This window comes from Anaerococcus sp. HMSC075B03, from assembly GCF_001815585.1.
Classification (GTDB): Bacteria; Bacillota; Clostridia; order Tissierellales; family Peptoniphilaceae; genus Anaerococcus; species Anaerococcus vaginalis.
Genome location: NZ_KV821178.1, coordinates 165454 through 192122, shown reverse-complemented (window position 1 = coordinate 192122; position 26669 = coordinate 165454). Strand labels below are relative to the sequence as shown.

Below are 26669 nucleotides of genomic sequence, written 5' to 3'. Positions count from 1 at the left end.
ACCTGTTTGAGATAATATGCCTGTATTTATATTTGAATGTCTTAATACTCCGTTATCTTCAAATACAGATTTTAATACGTAACCATCACTTCCTAAATAATACGCTACTTTTGGCCCAAAGGTTATTATTTGGTTTACATATAGTTCTCCATTTTTTTTACAAAAATATCTTTTGCCATCATAGTCTATCCAACCAGTATCAACAAGTTTATTATTATCTATGTTCATACAATAAATTTTTCCGTTTTCTTTATAAATTTTAAAACGTTTTTGATTTAGATTCGATTGACTTTTTACATTATCAAATGACTTATCATCTGATATGCTCAAACTTTCTTCGTTTTCAACATTTTTAGTAATATTTGTTGAATCTTTTTTATCTTCTATATTATCTATTTTTTCTTGATTATCTTTGCTGATACTGTTATTTAAATCACTGTCTTTTTCTTTTTCATCATCTATTGATTCTTTTTCATTTATTATAGTTTTGTCGACAGAATTTTGATTTTCGTTCTCTAAGCTATTTTCTTTAGAAGAATTTATTGTTTCTTCATTATTTAATTTATCATCAGAACTTAAATCTGATTCAATCTTATAATTTATTGATATTTGATCTACAGCTTTTTGCACTCCATCATCAGCATAGCTAATAGCAGAACTTCCTACTAACATAATTGCTGACAAACTAATTATTTTTGCAATTTTCTTCACTCAATTTCTCCTTAAATATTGATTTCTTATTTTAAATCTTAAAAACTACACACTTTTTTTATGTATAGTCACTTTTTATATCATATTACACAAAAAAATAAAAAGCAAGAGTTTGAAATACAAAAATTTTATAAGTTAATAAGATGAAGTTATTTACTAAACGCAAATCTATATTAATATAAAATTTAATTATTTTTAGGCATATAAATTTCTACGTGTTTTTCTAATATTTCTATTTGGCATGGAAGTTTTTCGTTTATTTCTCCATCCATGTCTAATTCTATTTTTTTATCTTCCAAATTTTTTATTGAAAGTTTTTTGCAGGTAAATGATTTTATATTTTCATTTTCGTCTACTTTACCAAATAGCATATCTTTTGCTGCATCTACTTTTGACATTATTCCTTCGTCTGTCATCACAAATACATTTAAATATCCATCGCTAAGATCCGCATCATCTTTAGAAAATTCTAGATTGCCAATTTTATTTACTGTCATAACATATACCAAAGATGCTTTGCATTCAAAAGATTTATCTTCGTATTCAATTTTTATATCTACTGTTTCATCTTTTGGTAATGTTTTTAAAACATTTTTAACGTAAGCAAATCCTCCCAATTTTTCTTTTTCTTTTGAATCTGTTGATGTTGTTGCTTCTATTAATTTTCCAAAACAAACATAGTAAGAAAAATATGTGTCGTTACATTTACCTATATCGACTTTTTTTGTTTTTTCAAATGATAATTTTTCAATCGCCTCACAAAGATCATTTGAACCACCTATTAATTGCATATAGGTGTTATTTGTTCCACCTGGCAATAATCCGATTTTTGGTCTGTAGTCCATTTTGGAAACCCCATTTATTACTTCATTAAATGTTCCATCTCCTCCAACTACAAATATTGAATCAAATTTTTCTTCGCAAGCAGTTTTTGCAAAATTTTCTCCGTCATTTTCTTTTTGTGTTTTTTTATCAATAATTTCATCAAATTTATCTTGTAATTTTTCTTTTAATTTTTCCATAAATTCATCATTTTTTCCATCGCCTGAATTTGGATTTTCAATTAGCATACATTTTTTCATAATATCTCCTTGTGTGAGTTATTTTAATTTTATTATTTATTTCTACTTTTAAAATATACCCAAATTTAAATCAATTAAAAACAGAATAAAATATTAAAAATTTTTAAATTTCTAAATATTTTATTCTGCAAATTTAAAATTATATATCTATTGATAAATATATTGGTGTATGATCTTGTCTATCTCCAGAATCTATCATATTAGATTCTTTTATTTTATCTTTTATTCTATCTGATACTATAAAATAATCTATTCTCCAGCCAGAATTATTAATTTTACTTGTCTTTACTCTTTGTGCCCACCAAGTATATTTTCCTTCAACATCTCCATGAATATGTCTAAATGTATCTACAAAACCTTTGTTTAATAAATTTGTAAATCCATTTCTTTCTTCATCTGTAAATCCAGCTGATTCATGATTATTTTCTGGATGTTTCAAATCAATTTCTTTGTGTGCAACATTAAAATCTCCGCAAGCAATTACTGCTTTATTTTTGTCTAAATTTTCCAAATAATTTGCAAATTTTTCATCCCAAATTTGTCTTAAGCCAAGTCTGTTTAGACCATTTCCTGCATTTGGTGTATAAACTTGTGTCAAATAAAAATTTTCAAACTCTAAAGTAATAATTCTTGCTTCTTGATCCATTGTATCTGGAGCATCCAAAACTGGAAAAGTAATTTTTGTTTGAAGATTTTTTTTATAAAGCGTTAAACATCCTGCGTATGATTTTCTTGCAGGCTCTTGAGAGCTTACCCATGCATAATCATAAGATGGAAAATATTCTTCCAAAATTTTTTGATGTTTTTTGCTAGGACCAGTTCTTGGTAATTTTGTTTCTTGAAGACAAATCACATCGGCGTCTTCACTAATTATAGTTTTTAAAACATCCCTAGACATAACAGCTCTATTTGAATCACTTGTAAGAGCAGCATTTAGGGAATCTATATTCCATGAAATAAACTTCATTGTATCTCCTTTAATTTGTATTATTAAAAATATTTTACCAAAACTTTAAAATATTACCAATTTATTATCAAAAATAAATATTAACTTCTTAAAATTAGGGTATTAATTTAATATAAAAAAATTGGAGGTTAATATGAAATGGAAAAATAGGAGAAAAAGTTCCAATGTAAATAGAGGCTCTGGTGCACCAGTTGTTTTTGGTGGTGGAATTGGTGGGCTTATTTTAGTTCTTATTTTATATTTTCTTGGAGCAGATCCTTCTGTTATAAATAATAAAAATGTAAATGAAACACAAGAAAATAGATATGAAGAAAATATTTCTGAAGGTCAAAAAGAATTGGAAGATTTTCTTTCTGTTGTTCTTGCTGATACAGAAGATATGTGGCATGAAAAATTTTCTGAATATAATTTAACTTACAAGGAGCCTAGCATGACTCTTTATACAAAAACAACAAAGTCATCTTGTGGAATAGCTCAATCTGGTATGGGACCATTTTATTGTCCCCTTGATGAAGCTATCTACATTGATGTTTCTTTTTACGATGAATTAAAAAATACATTTGGAGCTGGTGGAGATTTTGCTTTTGCTTATGTCCTTGCTCACGAAGTTGGTCATCACGTTCAAAATGAATTAGGAATATTAAATCAAACTCAACAACTTCAAAAAGAATTATCCGAAAAAGATTACAATAAATATTCAGTAGCTCAAGAATTGCAAGCCGATTATTTTGCTGGAGTTTACGCATATTTTTCAAAAGAAAATGGATATTTAGAAAAAGGAGATATTGAAGAAGCAATGAAAGCTGCATCATCAATTGGAGATGATAAAATTCAAAAAATGTCTGGCTCAAATATAAATCCTGATAAATTTACTCACGGCTCAAGCAAAGATAGAAAAAATGCTTTCGATATGGGATATAAATATCATGACATAGAACATTCCATGGAATTTTACAAAAATTTGGATTATGAAATTAAAATTAATATTTAAAATAAAAAAGATAAGCTTTTGAAGTGAACCTAAAAATCCAGAATACGGATTGAGTAGTTCACTTCATTTTTTAGCTTATCTTTTTTATTCCTATAAATTTTTAGTATCTAAAATTACATTAAACATAAATTCGCTTAGTTTATTGTCGTTTGCCTTATAAAACATTTCTTTGCCTTCTCTTTTTGATGAAATAAGTCCTGCTGTTTTTAAAATTTTTAGGTGATGGCTTATAGCAGGAGATGACATTCCCATAATTGCAGCTATATTTATTACGCATTCTTTTCTATGGCATAAAAGCCAAAAAATTTGTAATCTTTTTGGATCTCCCAAATGTCTGAAAGCTTTAGAAATATCTGATGCCTTTTCTTCTTCTAATAAAAAATCAATTTTGTCATCGTTTTTATAATGTTTATGTGGTAATTTCATTTATTTCTCTCCTTATTTATACTTTACCACAAAAATATAATTTAATTTAAATTTTTTTGTTGACTTTACATAAATAATCTTGTATTATGAACTTAGATACAATTAAATATTTGTTTAATTGTAAATTTTTAATTAAAGGAGAATTTTTATGAAAAAATCTTACAAAATTGAAGTGGATTGCCCTTCATGTGCAAATAAAATGGAAATCGAAGCTAAAAATACAGATGGAGTCAAAGACTGTACCATTAACTTTATGATGTTAAAAATGAAAGTTACATTTGAAGATGGTGTGGACGAAAAAGAAGTAATGGAAAATGTCTTGAAAAATTGTAGAAAAATTGAAAAAGATTGTGAGATTTATTTTTAAGGATAAATTATGAGTAAAAAACAAAAGAAAAATTTAAGCAGAATTATTTTATCTGCTGTGATTTTAATTATTCTTCAATTTACAAATTTTGATAGAACTTTAAATCTTTTTTTGTATTTAATATCTTATCTTTTGGTAGGTTATGATGTTTTGCTTGAGGCGTTTAATGGGATTAAAAATAAACAAGCTTTTGATGAATCTTTATTGATGTCGATTGCAACCATTGGCGCAATTATTCTTGCTATTTATACAAAAAGCAATGATTTTGTAGAGGCTGTTTCTGTTATGCTTTTTTATCAAATCGGCGAATTTTTTCAATCTTATGCTGTTGGCAAAAGTAGAAAATCTATTGCTGATTTAATGGACATTGCTCCTGATTATGCAAATATTGAAGATGAAAATGGAAATATAATTGAAGTTGATCCAGATGAAGTAGAAATCGGTTCATTAATTATAATCAAGCCAGGAGAAAAAGTTCCTTTGGATGGAATTGTAATTGATGGAGAATCTTCTCTTGATACAAAAGCTTTGACTGGAGAATCTCTTCCAAAAGATGTTAAAAAAGATTCAGAAATATATTCAGGTTCAATTAATTTAAATGGATTGTTGAAAGTTAAAACTACAAAAGAATTTGGAGAATCTACTGTTACAAAAGTTTTAGAATTAATTGAGGATGCGTCTGAAAGAAAATCAAAATCTGAAAATTTCATTACAAAATTTGCAAGAATTTATACACCAGTAGTTGTTTATCTTGCACTAGCCTTAGCATTTTTGCCAGGAATAATTTTATTTTTAATAGGTCAAAGTCCAAATTTTTCTTCTTGGATTTATAGGGCTTTGATATTTTTAATAATTTCTTGTCCATGCGCTTTGGTAATTTCTATTCCCCTATCTTTTTTTGCGGGGATTGGAGCAGCAAGTAAAAAAGGAATTCTTGTTAAAGGCTCAAATTATATGGAAGTTTTGTCAGAAGTTGACCAAATTATTTTCGATAAAACTGGAACACTAACAAAAGGTTCTTTTGAAGTAACAGCTATTCATCCAGAAAATTTATCAGAAAAAGAACTCCTCCATATAGCAAGTCATGTTGAAAGATATTCAACTCATCCTATTGCAGATTCTTTGAGAAAGGCTTACCCAAATGAAAAAGATGATTGCAAAGTCGAAGATATAAAAGAAATTTCAGGATATGGAATTAGTGCAAAAGTAAATGGCGATTTGGTTTATGTTGGAAATACAAAAATGATGAATAAATTTTCTATAGAATGGAAAGCTTGTAAAAAAATCGGAACTATTATCCACGTTGCAATAAATAATGAATATCAAGGTCATATCGTTATTTCAGATACTATTAAAGAAAATTCCAAAAAAGCTATAAAAGATTTGAAAAATAATCATATAAATAAAACTATAATGCTTACAGGAGATTCCAAAAAAGTTGGAGAAAATGTAGCTAATGAATTAGGATTGGATGATTATTATTGTGAGCTTCTCCCTCAAGACAAGGTTCAAATTCTTCAAAATATTTTAGAAAATAAAAATGATGAAAATAAAAAAATTGCCTTTGTTGGAGATGGAATTAATGATGCCCCATCACTTACCAGAGCAGATGTAGGAATTGCTATGGGAGCTATGGGTTCAGATGCAGCAATTGAAGCTGCTGATGTGATTTTGATGGATGATGATCCAGGAAAAATTCCAACGGCCATAAAAGTTTCAAAAAAATGTCTAAGAATTGTAAAAGAAAATATATATTTTTCAATCGGTGTGAAAATTATAGTTTTAATTCTTGGAGCTTTGGGACTTACTTCAATGTGGGCTGCAATTTTTGCAGATGTTGGCGTTACAATTATAGCTGTATTAAATGCTATGAGATGTATGTATTTAAAATAGTAAAATGATTAAAGCAGTTTTAATTGATATAGATGATACGATTTTTGATTTTGAAAAATGTTCCAAAAATTCTTTTTTAAAAACTTTAGAAAAATTCAATTTAAAATTTAAAGAAGAAGATTTTTCTTATTTTAATAAGGTTAATGATATTTTATGGACCAAGCAAAAATTAGGAGAGATTAATATAAAAGAAGTTTTTATAAAAAGAGATTATTTGATGGGTAAATATTTTAATCTAGATATAAAAAAAGGATTTTTCAATGATTTATTTGTAAAATTTTTATATGATGAAATTGAAATGGTCGATGGAATTGAGGATTTATTATTATATTTATCGGATAAATACAAAATTTTTACTGCAAGCAATGGGATATATAAAATGCAGGAAAATAGGTTAAAAAAATCAAATCTTGATAAGTATTTTGATAAAATTTTTGTATCAGATAAAATCGGTTTTGAAAAACCAGACAAGAAATTTTTCCAAAAAATAATGGATCTTACAAATTTTTCAAATGATGATTTAATCATGATTGGAGATAGCATAAAATCAGACATAATTGGTGCAAAAAATTCAAAAATCAAATCTATTTATTTTAATAAGGAAGACAAAAAAATTTCAGATAAAAATTTCACTTATCAAGTAAAAAATTTATCTGAAATTAAAAAAATATTGTAAAAAAGTGCGAAATCTTTTCGCACTTTTTAAATTTTATAATTTTATATCTTTTCCTTCAAGAATTAAATTCATATTTCTAGCTGAGCACATTGCCCCACACATGGTGCAAGTATTTTCTTCTTCTGGACTTGATGAAGCTCTATATCTTCTACATTTTTCAGGATCTATTGCAAGTTCAAACATTCCTTCCCAATCAAGTTTTTGCCTTCTCTTGCTCATTTCAAGATCCCATTTGCTTGCATCTTTTAATTTTGCAATATCTCCAGCATGAGCTGCAATTTTTGCTGCAATAATTCCTTCTTTTACGTCATTTACATCTGGAAGTTTTAAATGTTCTGCTGGTGTTACATAGCAAAGGAAATCTGCCCCGTGACTTGCTGCAATTGCTCCTCCAATTGCACTTGTAATATGGTCATATCCTGGAGCAACATCACAAACCAAAGGTCCCAAAACATAAAATGGTGCGTTGTGGCACAATTTTTTTTCAAGTTTCATATTCATTTCAATATCATTTATTGGAACGTGACCTGGTCCTTCAATTATTACTTGAACATCTTTCTCCCACGCTCTTTTTGTAAGCTCTCCAAGAGTAATTAATTCTGCAATTTGAGCAGGATCTGTTGCATCATGAATTCCACCTGGTCTTAAAGAATCCCCAAGTGATAAGGTAACATCATATTCTCTTAAAATATCCAAAAGTTCATCATAATATTCATAGAATGGATTTTCTTTATCATTCATTTTCATCCAACCAAATAAAAGTGAACCACCACGAGATACAATTTCATTTACCCTTCTATTTCTCATAAAAATTTCAGCATTCGCCCTATTTATTCCACAGTGAATTGTAACAAAATCAACTCCATTTTCAGCATGGTTTCTTACAACATCCAAAAATTCTTTTGCTTTTATAAAACTTAAACCCTTATCCAAAAACCCAACAGCATCATACATAGGAACAGTCCCAATCATTGCTGTAGATTTTTCAATTAATCTTTTTCTAAATTCTTGAGTTTTACCATAATTTGACAAATCCATAATAGATTCAGCGCCCATTTTTAGTGCCATATCAACTTTTTGCATCTCAAGATCAAGATCGTTTAAGTCTTTTGAAATTCCCAAATTTACATTGATTTTTGTCTTTAATCCTGTTCCAATTCCTTCTGGAGAAATAGAATTGTGATTTTTATTTCTAGGAATTACAATTTCGCCTTTGGCTATTTTTTCTAAAAGAAATTCTTCACTAACATTTTCTTTTTTGGCAACAATTTTCATCTCTTCAGTTACAAAACCATGTTTTGCAGCTTCCATCTGTGTCTTATATTTCATAAATTAAAAAAACCTCCTAAAATTACTTATAGGAGAATAAATATGCTTCATCCCTTGCAGGCATTATCCTGTCCGGTTTGATGGTCGAAGTCGAACTTCCTCTCAGCACATAGCTCCCATAGATCATTAATTTACAATTATCATTATAGTAGAAAAAAGAAATTAAGTAAAATAAAGCTTAAATTTTTGCAAAAAATAGAGCCATAATAATATGACTCTATACTAATTATTTATTTAAATAATTTTCTAAATTTTTAATAGCTTTTTTTATATTTTCAGCTTTAAATCCCTTGTTTTCATTTCCAATTAGAATTTTTATATCATTTTCATCCATTTTACAAATATCTGATAATTGTTCATAACTTAAATTAGAATTTTTTGCTAGCTTTTTAAACTTATCTATACTTTTATAAAAAGATTTTTCATAAAATGCCTTAGACATATTAGATAAAAATAAACCAAGAAGTCCAGCGTAAATATTTATCATTTTATATAGAGCAAAGCAAATTATTATATCACAAATTCCAAAAAGAAAATATTTATAATATAATTTATTCATCCAAAACCTCTTGGGCAAGTTTATAATTTTCTTCAAGATCCTTGCATGATTTATCAAACATTTCTTGTTCCTTTTTAGAAATGTCCATCTCAAGAATTTTTTCACAACCATTTGCCCCAATTACTGCAGGAACTCCTGTGTATAAACCCTTGTTATTATATTCTCCATCAAGATAAGCTGATGTCATTATAATTTTCTTTTCATCCAATAAAATTGCCCTTGTAAAATCAAGCAAGCAATTTGCAATTCCAAAATGAGTTGCACCTTTTCCTTTTATAATTTGAAAAGCCTTGTCCCTAATTTTTTCAGAAACTTCTTCTTTAAACTTATCCTCATTGTCAATATCATCTAAAAATTTATCAATAGAAATTCCCTTAATTCTTGCATTTGACCACAAAGCAACTGATGAATTGCCATGCTCTCCTATTACATAAGCTTCAACATCTTTTGGATTACAAGAAACTTCTTTTGCCAAAAATTGGATAAATCTTGCCGTATCAAGATTTGTTCCACTTCCTACAATTTTATTATAAGGAAGACCTGAAACTTTTTGAACAACTTTTGAAATAACGTCAACTGGATTTGTTGCAAGCAAAATTATTCCATCATAACCATTTTCAATAACTTTTGGAATTGTATCAACAACCATCCTAGTTGCAATTTTTATATCATTTAATCTATTTGTAAGATTTTTTTGGCTATTTCCATAACACAAAACAACCAAATCAGCATCTTTACAATCTTCATAAGAACCTTCCTTAACCAAAGTTGGAGATTCAATTTTGCAACTTGCATCCATCAAATCATTAACATCTGCAATCGCCTTGTCCTTATCTATATCAATTATTGAAAGAGTACTTGCAAGTCCAGAATTAACCAAGGCAAACGCATAAGAAGATCCTACAAATCCACTACCAATCAAAACTACTTTTCTTCCTAACTTATTCATAAATACCTCCATCTACTTAACTTTACTTTTTGATTATACGATTTTATTTTTTAAATGAAATATTTTTTAAAATTTCTAGCTTATTTTACTTAACATATTTGTTAATATTTTGGAAAAATAAAAAGGGGCTGTTGCAAAATTATGAATAACTATCGTCCCATCATTAGAGGGTTCTCTTAGAAAATTTTTGGCATAGCCTGCCGGCTCATGGAGGCGATTAGCCCGTCGGCTTAGTGAGACTTTCCGTGGAGGTTCCTCTAATGATTTGGGACGATTTATTTATTCTGCAACAGCCCCTTCTTAGAATTTTATATTTTAAAATTTTTATATTCGCCCTCATCAGTATAAAGACTATTATTTTCCTTATCCCAAACAGGCTTTTTACCTTCTTGTTTTTGTTTTTCATAATCATCTAAAACAGTTTTTACGGATTTAAACAAAAACATTAATGTTATTACATTTATAAATACCAAAATTCCTACAAAAACATCAATCAATCCCCAAACTCTATCAAGAGACATTTTTGTAGAAACTATAAACATTACAGCTGCAAAAATTCTATAAATCCAAAGTGGAATTTTAAAATTTTCTTTGAATATATGAATTACATTAGCTTCTCCATAAAATAAATCCGCAATTAATGTTGTAAAGCCAAAAAATGCCATAGCAAAAGCAACAACCCATCTTCCAACTATCCCGATTTGTGCAGAAAAAGCATCTTGAACAAGATTTATTCCGTCAGATCCATTTCCCAAAACACCAGTTAATAAAATAGCGAAAGCTGTAAGTGAACAAATTATACAAGTTGTCACAAAAGTTCCAAACATTCCCAAAAATCCTTGTTCTGCTGGATGGTCAACGTCAGCTGATGAATGCATAATTCCTGCAATTCCATTACCTGCATCGTTTGAAAATAATCCTCTTGCAACTCCATTTCTAAAAGCTTGCATTACACTATGACCAACAATTCCTCCAACAGCAGCTTGTGGACTAAAAGCTGATTTAAAAATTAATGCAATCACAGAAGGAAGTTTACTAATATTTGTAATTATAATTATAAAAACAATTATTACATAAAAAGCTGCCATAATTGGCACCAAAAATCCTGTAACTTTTGTAAGTCTTTTTACTCCACCAATAGTAATTACTCCTGCAAGAATTGTTACAATTACTCCTACTATAATTGGATTAAAATCAATAACATCCTTAAATCCATTTGCTATTGAATTTGTTTGCATAAAAGCTATACATAGTCCTACTCCAATTATATATAAAAATGCTGTTATAATTGATAAAACTCTTTTGCCCAAACCATTTCTAATATAATATGCTGGACCTCCCCTATAAGTTCCATCAGATAATTTAACCCTATAAACTTGACCTAAAACTGTTTCGGCAAATGTGATTACCATACCTAAAATTGAAGTAACCCACATCCAAAAAATCGCACCAGGGCCACCAGCTACAAGAGCAGAAGCAACTCCTACCAAAGAACCTGTTCCCACTTGTCCACCAACAGCAGCAGCCAAAGCTCCAAAGCCTGAAACATTATCATCACTTTTTAAATTTTTCTTCAAAACATCTTTTATATCTTTAGCATATCTTATCTGAGGAAAACCTAATCTTATTGTATAATAAAGACCTACTCCTAATAAAACATAACCAATAATATTGCTCCACAAAAAATCTGCAATACCAATTATGTTATCTAATAAAAACATAAATCCTCTCTTTCTTAAATATCATTTTTATCCATATTTTTTATGTTAGTTTCTAATTATACTTGACTTAATCTTTAATGTAAAATAATTTATTTTTTAATTAATTTTTTCAAAAAATAAATTACAGTAAAAAAGCTCTTACAAAATAAAAATCGCCCCTAATTAGAAATAAATCTTAATTTTTAAAATTTTTAAGATAAAATTCTAATTAAGGACGATTGTATTTATACCTTTACAAAAATCACAAAATTATTTTTTACTTTTATTTAAACACAACATAAAAATAAAAATTACAATTGCTCCAAAAACTATTGGAATTAAAGCTGATTGTGTAAAGCCTGCTATTATAAAAGAAATTGTAGCTATTGATGCAACAGTTATTCCATAAGGCAGTTGAGTTCTTACATGATCGACGTGAACGCATCCTGCACCTGCTGATGACATAATTGTCGTATCAGAAATTGGAGAAATATGATCTCCACAAACCGCTCCCGAAAGACAAGCTGAAATTCCAATAAAAAATATTGGATCTGTTGGATCAAACATTGATGCTACAATTGGAATTAAAATTCCAAAAGTTCCCCAACTTGTACCAGTCGCAAAAGCCAATAAAATTGCTACGACAAATATGACGGCTGGCAAAAATGTGCTAAGTCCACTTGCTGCATTTGTCATAAGATTGCCAACAAATTTTGTTGAGCCTAACAAATCATTTGAAATATTTTTTAAGCTTGTAGCCATTGTCAAAATCAAAATCGCAGGAACCATTGATTGAAAACCTTCAGGGATTGCATCCATAGATTTTTCAAAACTTATAACTTTTCTTATCAGAAAATAAATTATCGTAATAATTAAAGCTATAATTGCTCCCATTGGAAGAGCAACTGTCGAATCAGTATTTGCAAAAGCATTTACAAAATCCATATAAAATTCACTAGATTTATCAAAAAATCCACCAATATGAACTAAAGACAAAACAGAAATTATAATAAGACTTAAAATTGGAAAAACTAAATCAATAACTTTTCCTTCAGGATTACCATCTTCTGCACTAACTTCTGATTCTACTATATTTCCCAAATCTCCATCATTAATTGCCCTATCTTCAAATTCTTTCATAGGACCATAATCTCTTCCAAAAAGAATAAGAGATATAACAAAAAACAAAGTTAAAATAGAATAAAAATTATAAGGAATTGCCCTTATAAATAATTCAATTCCAGAAAGACCTGTGCCTTGTGCATATCCAGAAACTGCTGCAGCCCATGATGAAATTGGTGCAATCATACAAATTGGAGCTGCTGTTGCATCTATAAGATAAGCAAGTTTTGCTCTAGAAATTCTGTGAGAATCTGTAATTGGTTTCATTACAGAACCTGATGTCAAACAATTAAAATAATCATCAATAAAAAGCATAATACATAAAAAATATGTTGCAAGTTGTGAGCCTTTTCTTGATTTTATCTTTTTATCAGCCCATTGACCAAATGCTTTTGACCCTCCAGAATGATTTATTAATACTACTAAAATTCCCAAAACTATCAAGAAAATAAAAATTCCTGAAGTTTGTGAAATAGAATTAGTTAGACCTTTTACAACAATATTATCTAAAAATTTTGCCAAAGATCTTTTTGATGCTAATATAGCTCCTATTACAATCCCCAAAAATAAAGAAGAATATACTTCTTTTGTCATAAGTGCCATTAAAATTGCCACAACTGGGGGTAATAACGCCCAAATACTAGCATAAGTTTCAATACCACTTTCTACAATAAATATTGAAACAATTATCGGTGCTAAAGAAATTACCAACAGTAATGGTAATTTTCTTTTTTTGTTCATTTTAAAACTCCTCTCGAATTTAAATTGCAAAAAAAGCCATGACGCATGCCATGACTTAAATATTAAACTATATAAAATAATTATAAACCACGACAGCTCTCCATAAAAATATGGCAGTCCGACAGATATTCTCCAATCGTCCCGGCAACTTTAAGTCTTGGGCAGACTCAAAATCCCTCGGTGGATTACCCTTTCAAATATTTTCGATTCCCAAAAAAATATTTTACTAATGTTTTCCGCACCTCTATCACGCTTGTTCAATTGCACTATGAATACTACCATTAATGAGTTGTTTTGTCAAATTGCAACAATCTTTAACAAGCTAACGGTTAAAATTTATTTATTTTTTTGTAATTAATTCCAATAATCAAGTTTTTCTTTCACACCAATATCTTTTGCTTTAAATATTGGATTTTTTCCACTTGCTTTTTGCTTTTCATAATCTTTTAAACAATCAATAGCTTTTTTAGATAAAATTAAAATTGAAGGTAAATTTATTAAAGCCATTATTCCCATCAACAAATCAGAAATATCCCAAGCAAGTTTAACTTCGCTCATAGCTCCAAATAAAATTACAATTACTGCAAACAATCTAAATATTATCATAAAAACTTTTGATGGTGTTTTTTTATTTATATAAGCAAGGTTACTATCTACATAAAATAAATTTCCAATCAAGGTTGTAAAGGTAAATAAAGCTAAGGAAAAAGAAATAAAATAATTTCCAAATCCACCCAACAAAGTTGAAAGACTTTCTTGAACATAAGGAGCTCCACTTAAAGCCTCGCTTGGTTCAATTCCAGAAGAAAGACACATAAAAGCTGTAGCTGAACAAATTAAAAGCGTATCAATAAAAACTGAAAGCATTTGAACCAATCCTTGTTTTACAGGATGAGAAATATTTGCACTTGCAGCAGCATTTGGTGCTGAACCAATACCAGCTTCGTTTGAATAAAGCCCTCTTTTTATTCCATACATCATTGAAGAAGATGCAAGGCCTGCAAAAATCGCCCTAAAATTAAAAGCATCCTTAAAAATATTTGAAAAAACAGTTGGAATATAAGAAATATTTACAACTATCATAATAATAGCCACCAAAATATAAATAATTCCCATAAAAGGAACTAAAGTTGATGTAAATTTAATTATTCTATCCCCACCACCAAAAATACAAATTCCAGTAATGATAGCAAGAATTAATCCAATAATAAATGGAGTTTTGTTTGGATCATAAAAATCATAAGCAATAAAAGAAGTTTGAAGATTAAAAGATGCAAGCATATTAAAACCAATTGCATAAGTCAAAATCAAACTAATAGCAAAAATAATTCCAAGTGTTCTAGATTTTAAACCTTGTTCAATATAATAAGCAGGTCCACCATAAGATTTATTATTTTCATCTCTTTTTTTATAAATTTGTGCAAGAGTAGATTCAATAAAAGCACTTGCTCCACCAATTATCGCAACAATCCACATCCAAAAAACTGCACCATAACCTCCTAGGCAAATTGCTGTAGAAATTCCTACAATATTTCCAGAACCAACTCTAGATGCAGTAGAAACCATCAAGGCTTGAAATGAAGAAACGGCACCTTCCTCTTCAGGTTTTTCCATTACAACATTAATTGATTCTTTCAATAACCTAACTTGTAAAAAGTTAGTCTTGAATGTAAAATAAAGACCTATCAAAAGCAACAAAATTATTAATATCGGATAATAAAGAATTTCATTTATAGGCCCTATAAAATTACTAATTTTTGTTAACATATTCCCTCCTTTAATTTATCACAATAATACAAAAATGTATTAAAGTCATAATAAGATAGTAAAATTATATCACAAATTAATTTTCAAGTAAATTTTCTTTATCCATTTATAAAAATATAAAAATAATCGAGTCTCCCCGATTATTTTCTAATATCTTTCTTTAATTTTTTCATTCTCTTTAAATGTGTACAAGAATTTAAAAACTACTGTTGTTATAACTAAAACAAATAGGCTTGGCAATAGCCATGAAAGTCCCTCTTCATATAATGGTAAAGATTCAACTAAATTTGTGACAAACCACAATTTTATTCCAAATGAATTATTTAACACTTCTACTAATGGTATTAAAACTGATAAGCTTGCTGTAAATAGGTAAGATTCTTTTGAATAATTTATTAAATCATGGCTTATTCCCATTAGGATTAAAACTAAAGCTACTGGATATATTATTGTTAATAATGGAACTGAAAATTCTAATAATTTATTTAATCCAAAATTTGCCATCAAAAATGAAAATAAAGTCCAAACTAAAACCCATTTTCTATATGATAATTTGTGGTTAAATAATGATTCAAAATATTCTCCACCACTTGTTATAAGTCCTATACAAGTTGTAAGACATGCAAGTGTAAATATTGCTGCAAGTAAAACTATTCCAAAATTTCCAAAAACATTTTTTACTGCATAAGTTAATATTACAGCGCCATTTTCTGCTCCAACAAGTTTTGATGAGCCTATCATTTCTACACTTGCAAGCATAGCATATACTAAAAATAAAACACTTCCTGCTACAAGTCCTGCTTTTATTGTATAATTTGTAACTTCATTTTTATCTTTTACTCCAAATCTTTTTATGGATTGAGCTATTACAAAACCAAAATTTAATGCAGCGACAGCATCCATAGTATTATATCCTTCCAAAAATCCCTTTACTAATGGAGCATTTTTATATTCTCCAACAGGAGCTGCTATATTTTTATCCATTGTTATCACTTTTAAAAACATAAAAACTATCATTATTAAAAGTGCAGGTGTTAAATATTTTCCAACTCTTTTGACAAGTTTATTTGGTTTTAAGCATACAAATAAGGCAACACTAAAAAATACTAAAGTATATAAAAATCTTGCAAGATTTATATTAAATCCTTGAGGTATATACGGAGCGATTGCCATTTCAAATGGAACAGATCCCGCTCTTGGTATCCCAAGTCCAGGTCCTATTGATAAATATATTGCCGTAGTAAAAACTACAGAAAATAAAGGAGAAACTCTGTTGGATAAATTTGTTAATCCTTCAGTTTTTCCTACTACTATAGCTCCCATTACAGGAAATATTACAGCAGTAACGCAAAATGCTAACAAAGAAATAAATGTAAAATATCCTGCTTGATTTCCTAAAAGTGGAGGGAAAATTAAATTTCCAGCTCCAAAAAATAAACCGAATAGCATTACACTAACTTGTAAAAATTGACTTGTTGATAATTTTTTCATTCTATACTCCAAAAAATTTATTACAATATTTATTCATTAAAAAAGTCCCTTGTCTAAAAATTAGACAAAGGACGAAAATTCCGCGTTACCACCTTTATTCTTATATAAAAATAAGCTCTTCAAGCATCAAACAATGCCGGGTTTTGATAACGCCAACCATGGCGACATATCTTACTATAACTCAGATATGCAAAAGAAAAATGATTTTCGAACTTATTTCAAAGGATGGATCTCACCAAACTCCAACTCTCTGTGCTTTTCCACAAGCCTACTCTTTTTTTCATAAATTTTTATAAATAAATTATTGTTATGGTTATTATAAGATCTGTTTTTAATATTGTCAAATATTTTTTTATAAATTATCATTTTTTAGGATAAAAATTATTTAATTGCTCCCTCAAACAATACTTTTCACATAAATTTGGCAAGGATTTTCTTTTGACCAAATTTCTTCAATTACTTCAAATTTTCTAAATCCCAAAGCTTGATAAAATTTATTTGTTTGATTATATCCATCGTCTATTCCTTCTTTTAAAGTTTTTACTTGGACAAATTCATAATTATACTTTTTTAAAATTTCAATGGATTTTTCAAATAAATATCTTCCTATATGATTTCTGTGATATTTTTTCAAAACTCCCATTACAAATATTTCAACAGTATAATCCGAAGTTTTTTTATAAACGATAAAGCCAAAATTTTTTCCATTTTCACTTGCTTTGAAAAAAATATAATCTTTAGATTTTTCTATATAATTTTTTACAGCATCCTCATCTTCAAACCATGAATTTAAATCATTTAATATGTAGGATGAAATATTTTCTTTTTCTAATTTATTTTCAACTAAACTAACTTTCATAAGTTCCTCCAAATCAATTATATATTATTTTAAATTTATTTAACATGGAAAATCTGTTAAAATTAATAAGAAAGGATGTCTTATGTTTATAATTAGAAATATTAAAATTCCATACGATTTGGATAATGATGAAAATTTAAAAAAGGCTATTGAAGAAAAAATTAATAGAAAAATTGATTCTTTTAAAATTTATAAAAAGTCAATCGATGCAAGGCGTGGTATTTTTTATGTTTATCAAGTTTTGATTGATTGTGAAATTGATAAAAAAACTAGGAAAAAATTAAAAAATGATATTGGGGAATTTGTTGAAGAGGATTTAGTTTTAGGAAATAAAAATAAAATAAATTCTGCTGTTATTGTTGGATCTGGTCCCAGTGGACTTTTTTGTGCCTATGCTCTTTGTAAAAATGGTGTTAAAGTTACTATTATTGAAAGGGGAGAAAAAATTGAAGATAGGGTAAAAACTATCAACAATTTTATTAAAAATTTAAAATTAAATCCCGAATCAAATATTCAATTTGGCGAAGGAGGCGCTGGAACTTTTTCTGATGGAAAATTAACTTCCAGATCAAAGGATAAAAGGTCTAGGGAAATTTTTAGAATTTTGGTTGAAAATGGTGCTCCCAAAGATATTTTATACACCCAAATGCCCCACGTAGGCACAGATCTTTTAAGAAAAGTTATCATAAATATTAGGAAAAAAATTATTGAAATGGGAGGGAATTTTCATTTTAATGAAATTTTTACAGATTTAAAAGTTGAAAATAACAAAATAAAATCTCTTATTACAAATAAAAATGAATACCAAGCCGACGAATATGTGCTTGCCTTGGGCAATTCTTCTCGCGATACTTTTATAATGTTAGATAAATATATTGATATTAGCCAGAAAAATTTTGCAGTTGGATTTAGGATTGAGCACTTGCAAAAAGATATTAATTTTAGCCAATATAAAATCATTGATGATAGGCTTCCTCAAGCTTCCTATGCCCTTAAATATTTTGATAAAAAGAAAAATATTTCTGTATATACTTTTTGTATGTGCCCAGGTGGCTATGTCGTTCCAGCATCAAGTGAAGAAAATCGTCTTTGTGTAAATGGAATGAGCTATCATGACAGAGGAAATTATAATTCGAATTCTGCAATTGTTTGTGCTATTGGACCAGAAATTTTGGGAGATGATAATCTTAGTGGTATTAAATTTCAAAGAGAAATAGAAGAAAAAGCTTATATGCTTGGCGGAGGAAATTTTACTGCTCCTGTGCAAAAAGTTTGTGATTACATTAATGGAGTAGTTTCTAAAGATTTGGGAGAAATTAAGCCAACATACAAGCCATCTTATAAATTTGCTGATCTAAATAAAATTTATCCAGAAAAGATCAACGAAGCTATAAAACTTGCCCTAATTGATTTTTCAAAAAAAATAAAAGCTTTCTCTGATGAAGATGCAATTCTAACAGGAGTTGAAACAAGAACTTCTTGTCCTATTAGAATTGAAAGAAATAAAAATTATTCAACTTTAAAATTTAAAAATTTAAGACCAATAGGAGAAGGTGCAGGTTATGCTGGCGGAATAATTTCATCAGCCCTTGATGGTTTAAAATGTGCAATAGAAATATTAGAAAATTGAGATGGCCTTTGCCATCTTTTTTTGACTTCATTGAATTAAATTGTTAATATTAAATTAGCTCTAAAGAAAGGAGAAGAAAAATGAACAATAATATTAAAAATAAAGAGGAAATTTGTAACTTGTAAGTGAGGAAAAGCTCCTTGACTTACTACACCAAGGAGGATGCCGTTTAGGCTTTTTATGAAAGAATTAAAATATATTTTTAAATCAATGGCTAAGTATGAGCCAAGCATGTATTTATTAATCGTACTTTACTCCATATTTATCGGCTTAAAACCATTTATATGGATTATTTCGCCTGCCTACATATTGAAAAATTACCAAAATGGACTTGATTTTATGTTAGGCTTTTTTATTTTATTATTAGTCTTATCAACGATTATAAGTTTTTTTGAATCTTTTATCATGGGTAATTACCGTATGAAAATGAATAATATCAGATATAAATATATGAATATGGTAACAAAATATGCCCTCTACCTTCCCTATGAAGAAAAAATGAAAAAATCTGAATCCGAAAAAATAAATAGTGCAAATAAGGCTGTCGACAGTCCATATCTAGGAGCAGGTGCTGTAATGATGACTTTGCCAGAATTTTTAGCATCCCTAACTTCTATTGCAGGATTTTTGTGGATTTTTTTAAAAATTGGCGGAATTATTTTATTTTTGATAATTATTTTGACAATAATTTCAACTTATATTGCAAATAAAATTCCTAGAAAATTTTCTAAATTTTGGAATGACCAAAACGAAAACTACAATAAATTTACAAAATTAAACAATGAGCTAAGATCTCCCTTATCAAAACAAGATATACTTATTTTTGATTTTATAAATGTCTTTAAAAGTTTTTACAAAAAAACCAACCAAGATAGGATAGAATACCTAGTTAGAACAGATAAAAAAACCTTTAAAATTTATAGCCTTGTAAGACTTATAAATTTTATTAGAGATGCTCTTATTATGTATTGGCTTATTACAAATCTTATGAGTGGAAAGCTTGACCTTGGCGATTTTTATGTTTATTTTACAGCTATTTTAGCCTTTGTAAATTTTAACAATTTGTTTATGTGGATTTTTAATGATTTTTTTGATAATCTTACAAGATTTAAACCGTTTTTTAAAATTATAAATCCTTATCAAAAATCTTTTGAAAATAATAATTTACCAAAAAATTTAAAAATCGATTTAGTAAATTTATCATTTAAATATCCAAACTCTGATAAATATGTCCTAAAAAATATAAATTTAACCATAAACAATAATGAATCAATAGCCTTAGTCGGAGAAAATGGAGCTGGAAAATCTACTCTTGCTCTTATTCTTGCAGGTTTTTATAAATCTTATGATGGGGAAATTTTTATTAATGGAGAAAATTTTAAAAATCTGAATTATGATTATAATAGCTTGGTTTCAGCTGTCTTCCAAGATTCACAAATTTTACCATTTTCTATTAAAGAAAATATTTTATTAAATGATTCTAATAAAAATCTAGAAAAAACTTATGGACTTACTCATTTGAATAAAATTATAGAATCTTATGACAAAAAAGATGATCAAACTCTGCTTAGAATTTTGGATGATGATGGAGTTGATCTTTCGGGTGGACAAAAACAAAAATTATATTTGGCAAGAAGTATTGAGAAAAATTCTTCAAAACTTTTAATTTTAGATGAACCCACCGCCCAACTTGACGCTCTTGCAGAAAGAGAATTATATACCTTGTATAATGATTTAACCAAGAACAAATCTTCAATTTTTATATCTCATCGTCTTGCATCAACAAAATTTTGCAACAGGATAGTCTATCTTAAAAATGGGGAAATAAAATCAACAGGAAGCCATGAAGAACTTATGAGAAATGATTCTGATTACAAAGATTTATACAATCTTCAAGCAAAAAATTATAAGGAGAAAGTATGAAAAATATTTTAAAATTATTAAAAAAAATAAATAAAATACACAAAAACTTCATCAAAAAATTTGTAATTTTTTCTCTTCTTATGGGAATACTTCCTCTTTTCTCTATTATTGCACCAAAATTAATAATTGATGAAATATACGGACAAAAAAGATTAAAAATAATTTTTATAATTGCTTTTTTAGTTTTAATTTTTGATTTTATAAGAGGATTAGTTAATAGGTTAAATGCAAATTTACTCACAGAATCTTTTGAATCTTTTTTTGATGTCTATACTTTTAAATTAAGTGAAAAAGCCATTAAGCTACCAGTAGAAAAATCGGATAGTAAAACAGTTCAAGATGAAATGGAAAAAGCTCATTATGCTATTTTCGAAATTTTTAAAATATATGATTTATTTGCAATAACAATAAACTCCACAATTACAGGTATTTTTTCTTTAGTAGTTCTTATGAACTTATCGGTTTTTGTTGTACTTGTTGTACTTATTTTAATACTTTTAAATAAAAAAATTGTAAAGCTAATTAAGACAAATGAATTAGACTATCAAAAAAATGATATACCAAAACTAAGGGCTTACAGATTTTTTATAAATTTTTCTCAAGATCATAGATATTTTAAAGATATAAAAATTTATAATGGAGAAGATTTTATTTTAAAAAAATCTGAAATTTTTCACCAAAAATTGGTAAAAAATTCCAACGCATATTATACAAAAAATGGAATTTATGTTGGGCTTATGAATGTATTTTCTAATTTTTCTATACTTGGATCTTTGTTTTTTCTTGTAGTTAAGCTTATAGAAAAAGCCATAAGCCTTGCTGATTTCACTTTATATTTTAACTCATTAATAAGTTTAATAAATGCAAGCAAGGAAATACAAAAAAATTATGCCCAAGTAATTGCCTTTAATTCTCAACTCCAAAGCTTATTTGATTTTTTAAATCAAAAAGAAGAAAATTTTGATGAGGGAAAAATCAAAAAAATAAACACAGAAAAAATCACTATTAAATTTGATAATGTAAGCTTTAAATATCCAAAATCAAAGGAAAATATTTTGGAAAATTGCTCTTTTGAAATTAAAAATGGAGAAACTGTAGCTCTTGTGGGGAAAAATGGTGCTGGAAAATCTACAATTGTAAAACTTTTGTGTAAATTTTATAAACCCACAAAAGGAAATATTTATATAAATGGAATTAATATAAATGATATTGATACAAAAACATATTACAAAATCCTCTCCCCAACTTTTCAAGATTTTAGATTATTTCCATTTAGAATTTCTGAAAATATTTCAGCAAATTTATTAGATGAGATTACAAATTATCAAAGAGAAAAAATGGATGAGTCTTTTTATCTTTTAAATTTGAAATCTTGGATAGACAAGCTAATAAATAAAGAAGACACATTCTTAACTTTCCTTTTTTCAAAGAATTCTGTCGAACCTTCTGGTGGAATTGGACAAAAACTTGCTCTATCAAGATCAATTGTTCATGAAGGAAAATTTTTTATAATGGATGAGCCAACAAGTGCTCTTGATCCAAGAAGTGAACAAGAAATTTTTGAAAAAATGCTAGATATTTCAAAAGGACAAACTTCGCTTTTTATTTCTCACAGGCTTTCATCAACAAAATATGCTGATAGGATTATTGTTTGTGATAATAAAAAAATTACAGAAAATGGGAATCATGAAAAGCTAATGAAAGATGATGGACTTTATAAAAAAATGTATTTAAGCCAAGCAAAACTTTATGATTAATATAATTTATTACAATAAAAGACTATTATGGTATTGTAATTTTGTTGAATTAATGTAGAATATTATTAAAATAAATGAAAGAGGTATGAAAAATGAAAAAGAAAAGCTTTTTCAATTCATTAGTTTTTAAGCTAGTGATGGGAATTATTGTAGGAATTATTATTGGACAAATTTCAAATGAATCTGCAATTTTGGTAGTTAGTTCAATAAAAACAATTCTTGGAGATTTGATAGGATATATTGTTCCTTTGATTATTCTAGGTTTTGTTACACCTGCTATTGTTTCACTAAAAGAAAATGCAGGAAAAATTCTAACTGTAACTTTATTGATTTGCTACCTTTCATCAATTGGTGCAGGAACATTTAGTTTTTTGGCTGGAAAAGCTATTATTCCTCATTTAAATATTGCATCAAATGTGGCAGGAGCAAAAGAAATTCCAGAATCTATTTTTAAATTATCAATAGATCCAATAATGCCAGTTATGACAGCTCTTGTAACATCAATTATTTTTGGTATAGCAGTTATTCTTACCAAATCTCAAACTTGGGAAAATTTATTATTAGAACTTAATAATATTGTTTTAAAAATCGTAGACGTTGTCGTAATTAATATGCTACCTTTTTATATTGCTTCAACTTTTGCAGTTTTAGCTTATGAAGGAGTAGTTTTACAAGAATTGCCTGTATTTTTGAAAATAATTTTAATAGTAATAGTTGGACATTTTATTTGGATGACACTTTTATATTCTTTGGGAGGACTTTTCTCAAAAACAAATCCAAAAGAAGTTTTTGGTCATTATTTACCAGCTTACCTTACAGCCTTAGGAACAATGTCATCAGCAGCAACCCTTTCAGTTGCCTTAAAATGTGCTAGAAAATCAAAAACATTAGATCCAAAAATAAGAGATTTTGTAATTCCACTTTGTGCTAACACACATCTTTGCGGTTCAGTTTTAACAGAAGTATTTTTTGTTATGACAGTTTCACAAATTTTAACAGGACAAGTTCCATCAAATGCAAATATGATTGTATTTATTGCATTACTTGGAATTTTTGCAATAGCAGCTCCAGGAGTTCCTGGAGGAACAGTAGTTGCAAGTTTAGGATTAATTATTTCTGTCTTAGGATTTAATGATACAGGAACAGCTCTTATGCTTTCAATATTTGCCCTTCAAGATTCATTCGGAACAGCTTGTAATGTAACAGGCGATGGAGCAATAGCTCTTATGGTTACAGGAATTTTTGATAGAGTTCCAAAAGATCCTAAAGAAATTGAAGAATAAAAAATAATGCTATACTTTTTTTTGTATAGCATTATTTTTTTGAAAGAAAAGCTTATTTAAATGGAGGATTTAAAGTGAAATTTTTGGAGCTTTTCCTTCTTTTCTTAATTTATCTAATTGATTTGTGGCATAAATTTCTACTTCTTTTGGTGCGTGTGCTTTCTTTTTCATTTTTGTTTTTCCAAAAATATTTGTGTATGAACCATCTGCCCAAAATATATTTCTTTTAAAATACGCTGTTAATAAAGCATATATTGGGTTTATTAAATTTACAAATGCAAATGGGAAATAATAAAGAGGATTTACTCCCAAAGTTTTCATTTGATAAGCTCCACAGGCTGACCATGGAAACATAACTGCCCACAAAGTACCTGCATCTTCTAATGTTCTTGATAAATAATTTCTTGAAAGACCCATATCATCATATTTATCTTCATAGAGTGGAGCTGGAACTCCAATGCCTAAAAATTGATCACACATGGTTGCATCGCAAAAAATTGAAGTTGCCATTGTTGTAAAAACAAGTCCACCAACTGAATTAATTTTTTCTTTTAAGTGAGCAAATAATTTTTCAACAACTCCAGATTTTTCTAAAGCTCCTCCAAAAGATACAGCTAATAAAATTAAATTTATAGTCCACATTTGATTATCCATTCCTCCCTTTGCCAAAGCTTGATCAACAAAAGCATTTCCTGTTTCAATATCTGGACCATAGTGTAAAATTGAAAAAATTTCAGCAAGAGATCTTGGCTGTTGAAAAATTAAAGAAAAAATAATTCCAACTACGACAGAAATCATTACACCAGCCAAGCCTTCAATTCTTAATACACAAACTAAAATTATAATTGCAATCGGAAGTAAAACCAAAGGATTTAAATTAAAATTATTTGCAAGAGAAGTTTTTATGCCTTCTGCAATTGTTGGATCATAATTAACAACATTTGCCCTAATTCCCAAAATCGTATATAAAATTAAAGAAATTATGAAAACTGGACCAGTTGTAGAAATCATTGCAGTAACGTGATCAAACAAACCAGTTTTTGAAACACCAGCTGCAAGATTTGTAGTATCTGATAAAGGAGAAAATTTATCTCCAATATAAGCACCAGAAATTACCATACCAGCACTAATCGCTGGATTAATTCCCATTCCCTTTCCTATTGTCATAAATGCAATTCCAATTGTTGCTGTTGCAGTCCAAGAAGATCCACAAGCAAGACTTACAATCGCCGTTATGATACAACCTATTGGTAAAAATAATTTTGGATTTAATAAATCAAGCCCATAATAAATAAGAGCTGGAATTGTTCCACTAATCATAAAAGAAGAAACCAAAAGCCCAACAGTAAGTAAAATTAAAATTGCATCAAGAGTCGTGCTAATCCTATTAATCATTCCATTAATCATCTCTTTAAAAGAATGACCGCAAATCATTCCAACCAAACAAGCAACAATTATTCCACAAATCAAAGGCATGTGTGCCCCATCATAAATAGATTCAAATTTTCCATCAACTTTTTCTTTTGCAAAAGCAAATACATAAATCATCAAAGACACCATAGTTATAATCGGCAAAATCGCTTCAAAAAAACTAGGTAGCCTAATTGATTTTTCTTTTTTCATATTAATTCCTTTCATAGTAAATTATATTTTATTATAATTCCTTGATAAAATTATATGTTAAATTTTATCGTATAATTATTTTACAATATCAAGAGCTTATTGTCAATTTTGATTTTAATTATTTTATTTTGTTATCTAGATAAAGTAAAATAATTAAATCATAACCCATTAAAATAAATGGCTAAAAATATTTTTATTTTAATAGCTAAGTTAAATTTTTAATATAAATAAGAATTAATTTTTTTCTCTTAAAAATTTCAGTAAGCTTTAAAAATTTTAAAAATTCTTAAAAGCTTTCAATTTATTTTATTTTTTTAATAATTACATAAAAAAAAGACTATAGAAAAATTATTAATAATCATAATTTACCTACAGTCCCTTTTAATTTTCATTTGTAATTTTTATTTTGCAATAGATTTTAAAGACTTAAAGAAAAAGTAAAATGCTACTGCCATCAATATATGAAATACTCCTGCAATTCCTGAAATTGACATGTCCATTGCTTTTGTCAATTGGCTTGCGTTAACTTGTGTTAAGCCTCTTACAAACATTGTAAGACTTGTTCCTACTAGAGCAATGTTATAAACTTTATAAAATCTTGAAAAACTTTTTGTTTTTATTAAATCTTCTTTGTTGTAAGCGTAAGCTCCTATTATCAAAAATACTAACATTCCCAAAACTAAAACGTGAGGATGGACTTTTGAAAGACTTGTTAGTCCTGTAAATCCTTTAAATTTTGTATATTCTCTATAAAAAGCTCCTGCTGTTAAGCCATAAATCATATAAAACATTGCTGTATTTATTATTTTTTTCATTTCCTCTC

General features: G+C 27.9%; 22 protein-coding genes, 1 riboswitch and 1 other annotated feature. Of the genes, 8 read left to right on the top strand and 14 right to left on the bottom strand.

From position 1 onward, the window contains the following. From HMPREF3045_RS03995 to HMPREF3045_RS03985, 3 genes are all read right to left on the bottom strand, one after another. The coding region (locus tag HMPREF3045_RS03995) for a hypothetical protein (protein WP_218970138.1) at positions 1–711 on the bottom strand (711 nt) is incomplete at its 3' end. Between the two features lie 185 nt (positions 712–896). After that, a complete protein-coding gene (locus HMPREF3045_RS03990; RefSeq protein WP_070737146.1) occupies positions 897–1793 on the bottom strand; it encodes a diacylglycerol/lipid kinase family protein in 897 nt (298 codons plus the stop codon). Between the two features lie 139 nt (positions 1794–1932). Continuing rightward, a complete protein-coding gene (locus HMPREF3045_RS03985; RefSeq protein ID WP_070640143.1) occupies positions 1933–2760 on the bottom strand; it encodes an exodeoxyribonuclease III in 828 nt (275 codons plus the stop codon). A 133-nt stretch (positions 2761–2893) separates the two neighbouring features. On the opposite strand from HMPREF3045_RS03985, the gene HMPREF3045_RS03980 reads away from it, so the two are divergent. Further along, positions 2894–3751 (top strand): KPN_02809 family neutral zinc metallopeptidase, encoded by an 858-nt coding sequence (locus HMPREF3045_RS03980; RefSeq protein ID WP_070737145.1) that lies wholly within the window; start codon positions 2894–2896, stop codon positions 3749–3751. Between the two features lie 90 nt (positions 3752–3841). On the opposite strand, the gene HMPREF3045_RS03975 is transcribed toward HMPREF3045_RS03980, so the two are convergent. Beyond that, entirely contained in the window at positions 3842–4177 is a 336-nt protein-coding gene (locus HMPREF3045_RS03975; protein ID WP_004838993.1) for an ArsR/SmtB family transcription factor, read from the bottom strand. A 148-nt stretch (positions 4178–4325) separates the two neighbouring features. Between HMPREF3045_RS03975 and HMPREF3045_RS03970 the strand changes: the two genes are divergently transcribed. The 3 genes from HMPREF3045_RS03970 to HMPREF3045_RS03960 are packed head-to-tail and all read left to right on the top strand — an operon-like array spanning position 4326 to position 7113. Next, positions 4326–4544, top strand: a complete 219-nt coding sequence (locus HMPREF3045_RS03970) for a hypothetical protein (RefSeq protein ID WP_070604963.1) — start codon at positions 4326–4328, stop codon at positions 4542–4544. Between the two features lie 9 nt (positions 4545–4553). Further along, positions 4554–6437 carry a heavy metal translocating P-type ATPase gene (locus tag HMPREF3045_RS03965; RefSeq protein WP_070737144.1) on the top strand — a complete coding sequence of 628 codons (1884 nt, stop codon included), beginning with the start codon at positions 4554–4556 and terminating at the stop codon, positions 6435–6437. A gap of 4 nt (positions 6438–6441) precedes the next feature. Beyond that, positions 6442–7113, top strand: a complete 672-nt coding sequence (locus HMPREF3045_RS03960; protein ID WP_070737143.1) for a YjjG family noncanonical pyrimidine nucleotidase — start codon at positions 6442–6444, stop codon at positions 7111–7113. A 33-nt stretch (positions 7114–7146) separates the two neighbouring features. Here the strand turns inward: HMPREF3045_RS03960 and thiC are convergent, their stop codons facing one another. The 8 genes from thiC to HMPREF3045_RS03920 form a co-directional block, all read right to left on the bottom strand. After that, positions 7147–8442 (bottom strand): phosphomethylpyrimidine synthase ThiC, encoded by a 1296-nt coding sequence (thiC, locus tag HMPREF3045_RS03955; RefSeq protein ID WP_070737142.1) that lies wholly within the window; start codon positions 8440–8442, stop codon positions 7147–7149. Positions 8443–8668: 226 nt separating this feature from the next. Further along, positions 8669–9001, bottom strand: coding sequence for a hypothetical protein (locus tag HMPREF3045_RS03950; RefSeq protein WP_004838998.1), 333 nt, complete (start codon positions 8999–9001; stop codon positions 8669–8671). Continuing rightward, positions 8994–9950: an L-lactate dehydrogenase gene (locus HMPREF3045_RS03945; RefSeq protein ID WP_070737141.1), complete on the bottom strand. Its 957-nt coding sequence runs from the start codon at positions 9948–9950 to the stop codon at positions 8994–8996. The genes HMPREF3045_RS03950 and HMPREF3045_RS03945 overlap by 8 nt, the downstream gene beginning before the upstream one ends. Before the next feature lie 308 nt (positions 9951–10258). Next, the gene (locus tag HMPREF3045_RS03940) at positions 10259–11671 is read right to left on the bottom strand and encodes an alanine/glycine:cation symporter family protein (protein ID WP_070737140.1); all 1413 of its coding nucleotides are present in this window, start codon (positions 11669–11671) and stop codon (positions 10259–10261) included. 249 nt (positions 11672–11920) lie between these two features. After that, positions 11921–13513, bottom strand: coding sequence for a Na+/H+ antiporter NhaC family protein (locus HMPREF3045_RS03935; protein WP_070737139.1), 1593 nt, complete (start codon positions 13511–13513; stop codon positions 11921–11923). A gap of 85 nt (positions 13514–13598) precedes the next feature. After that, positions 13599–13768: riboswitch (Lysine riboswitch) on the bottom strand. Positions 13769–13867: 99 nt separating this feature from the next. Further along, positions 13868–15280 (bottom strand): alanine/glycine:cation symporter family protein, encoded by a 1413-nt coding sequence (locus HMPREF3045_RS03930; RefSeq protein WP_070737138.1) that lies wholly within the window; start codon positions 15278–15280, stop codon positions 13868–13870. Between the two features lie 147 nt (positions 15281–15427). After that, positions 15428–16771, bottom strand: a complete 1344-nt coding sequence (gene brnQ, locus HMPREF3045_RS03925) for a branched-chain amino acid transport system II carrier protein (protein WP_070737137.1) — start codon at positions 16769–16771, stop codon at positions 15428–15430. A 64-nt stretch (positions 16772–16835) separates the two neighbouring features. Next, positions 16836–17065: a binding site (T-box leader), on the bottom strand. A 103-nt stretch (positions 17066–17168) separates the two neighbouring features. Continuing rightward, a complete protein-coding gene (locus HMPREF3045_RS03920) occupies positions 17169–17630 on the bottom strand; it encodes a GNAT family N-acetyltransferase (RefSeq protein ID WP_070737136.1) in 462 nt (153 codons plus the stop codon). An 82-nt stretch (positions 17631–17712) separates the two neighbouring features. On the opposite strand from HMPREF3045_RS03920, the gene HMPREF3045_RS03915 reads away from it, so the two are divergent. The 4 genes from HMPREF3045_RS03915 to HMPREF3045_RS03900 all read left to right on the top strand — a co-directional run bounded on the left by HMPREF3045_RS03915 (position 17713) and on the right by HMPREF3045_RS03900 (position 24223). Then, positions 17713–19260 (top strand): NAD(P)/FAD-dependent oxidoreductase, encoded by a 1548-nt coding sequence (locus tag HMPREF3045_RS03915; protein WP_070737135.1) that lies wholly within the window; start codon positions 17713–17715, stop codon positions 19258–19260. Between the two features lie 162 nt (positions 19261–19422). Beyond that, positions 19423–21183 carry an ATP-binding cassette domain-containing protein gene (locus HMPREF3045_RS03910; protein WP_083316577.1) on the top strand — a complete coding sequence of 587 codons (1761 nt, stop codon included), beginning with the start codon at positions 19423–19425 and terminating at the stop codon, positions 21181–21183. Beyond that, positions 21180–22940, top strand: coding sequence for an ATP-binding cassette domain-containing protein (locus HMPREF3045_RS03905; protein WP_070737133.1), 1761 nt, complete (start codon positions 21180–21182; stop codon positions 22938–22940). The genes HMPREF3045_RS03910 and HMPREF3045_RS03905 overlap by 4 nt, the downstream gene beginning before the upstream one ends. Before the next feature lie 92 nt (positions 22941–23032). Next, on the top strand, positions 23033–24223 hold the full coding sequence (locus HMPREF3045_RS03900; protein ID WP_070737132.1) for a dicarboxylate/amino acid:cation symporter: 1191 nt from the start codon (positions 23033–23035) through the stop codon (positions 24221–24223). 69 nt (positions 24224–24292) lie between these two features. Here HMPREF3045_RS03900 and nhaC read toward each other — a convergent pair whose 3' ends face one another. Beyond that, positions 24293–25846, bottom strand: coding sequence for a Na+/H+ antiporter NhaC (gene nhaC / locus HMPREF3045_RS03895; RefSeq protein WP_070737131.1), 1554 nt, complete (start codon positions 25844–25846; stop codon positions 24293–24295). Positions 25847–26247: 401 nt separating this feature from the next. Next, complete coding sequence (locus HMPREF3045_RS03890) at positions 26248–26661, bottom strand: DUF2871 domain-containing protein (RefSeq protein WP_070605061.1); 414 nt, start codon at positions 26659–26661, stop codon at positions 26248–26250. Positions 26662–26669 lie beyond the last annotated feature (8 nt).

Bases quoted from the DNA above. Each gene is read 5' to 3' on its own strand.
- HMPREF3045_RS03990 (WP_070737146.1), bottom strand. From the start codon at position 1,793: ATGAAAAAATGTATGCTAATTGAAAATCCAAATTCAGGCGATGGAAAA.
- HMPREF3045_RS03985 (WP_070640143.1), bottom strand. From the start codon at position 2,760: ATGAAGTTTATTTCATGGAATATAGATTCCCTAAATGCTGCTCTTACA.
- HMPREF3045_RS03980 (WP_070737145.1), top strand. From the start codon at position 2,894: ATGAAATGGAAAAATAGGAGAAAAAGTTCCAATGTAAATAGAGGCTCT.
- HMPREF3045_RS03975 (WP_004838993.1), bottom strand. From the start codon at position 4,177: ATGAAATTACCACATAAACATTATAAAAACGATGACAAAATTGATTTT.
- HMPREF3045_RS03970 (WP_070604963.1), top strand. From the start codon at position 4,326: ATGAAAAAATCTTACAAAATTGAAGTGGATTGCCCTTCATGTGCAAAT.
- HMPREF3045_RS03965 (WP_070737144.1), top strand. From the start codon at position 4,554: ATGAGTAAAAAACAAAAGAAAAATTTAAGCAGAATTATTTTATCTGCT.
- HMPREF3045_RS03960 (WP_070737143.1), top strand. From the start codon at position 6,442: ATGATTAAAGCAGTTTTAATTGATATAGATGATACGATTTTTGATTTT.
- thiC (WP_070737142.1), bottom strand. From the start codon at position 8,442: ATGAAATATAAGACACAGATGGAAGCTGCAAAACATGGTTTTGTAACT.
- HMPREF3045_RS03950 (WP_004838998.1), bottom strand. From the start codon at position 9,001: ATGAATAAATTATATTATAAATATTTTCTTTTTGGAATTTGTGATATA.
- HMPREF3045_RS03945 (WP_070737141.1), bottom strand. From the start codon at position 9,950: ATGAATAAGTTAGGAAGAAAAGTAGTTTTGATTGGTAGTGGATTTGTA.
- HMPREF3045_RS03940 (WP_070737140.1), bottom strand. From the start codon at position 11,671: ATGTTTTTATTAGATAACATAATTGGTATTGCAGATTTTTTGTGGAGC.
- HMPREF3045_RS03935 (WP_070737139.1), bottom strand. From the start codon at position 13,513: ATGAACAAAAAAAGAAAATTACCATTACTGTTGGTAATTTCTTTAGCA.
- HMPREF3045_RS03930 (WP_070737138.1), bottom strand. From the start codon at position 15,280: ATGTTAACAAAAATTAGTAATTTTATAGGGCCTATAAATGAAATTCTT.
- brnQ (WP_070737137.1), bottom strand. From the start codon at position 16,771: ATGAAAAAATTATCAACAAGTCAATTTTTACAAGTTAGTGTAATGCTA.
- HMPREF3045_RS03920 (WP_070737136.1), bottom strand. From the start codon at position 17,630: ATGAAAGTTAGTTTAGTTGAAAATAAATTAGAAAAAGAAAATATTTCA.
- HMPREF3045_RS03915 (WP_070737135.1), top strand. From the start codon at position 17,713: ATGTTTATAATTAGAAATATTAAAATTCCATACGATTTGGATAATGAT.
- HMPREF3045_RS03910 (WP_083316577.1), top strand. From the start codon at position 19,423: ATGCCGTTTAGGCTTTTTATGAAAGAATTAAAATATATTTTTAAATCA.
- HMPREF3045_RS03905 (WP_070737133.1), top strand. From the start codon at position 21,180: ATGAAAAATATTTTAAAATTATTAAAAAAAATAAATAAAATACACAAA.
- HMPREF3045_RS03900 (WP_070737132.1), top strand. From the start codon at position 23,033: ATGAAAAAGAAAAGCTTTTTCAATTCATTAGTTTTTAAGCTAGTGATG.
- nhaC (WP_070737131.1), bottom strand. From the start codon at position 25,846: ATGAAAAAAGAAAAATCAATTAGGCTACCTAGTTTTTTTGAAGCGATT.
- HMPREF3045_RS03890 (WP_070605061.1), bottom strand. From the start codon at position 26,661: ATGAAAAAAATAATAAATACAGCAATGTTTTATATGATTTATGGCTTA.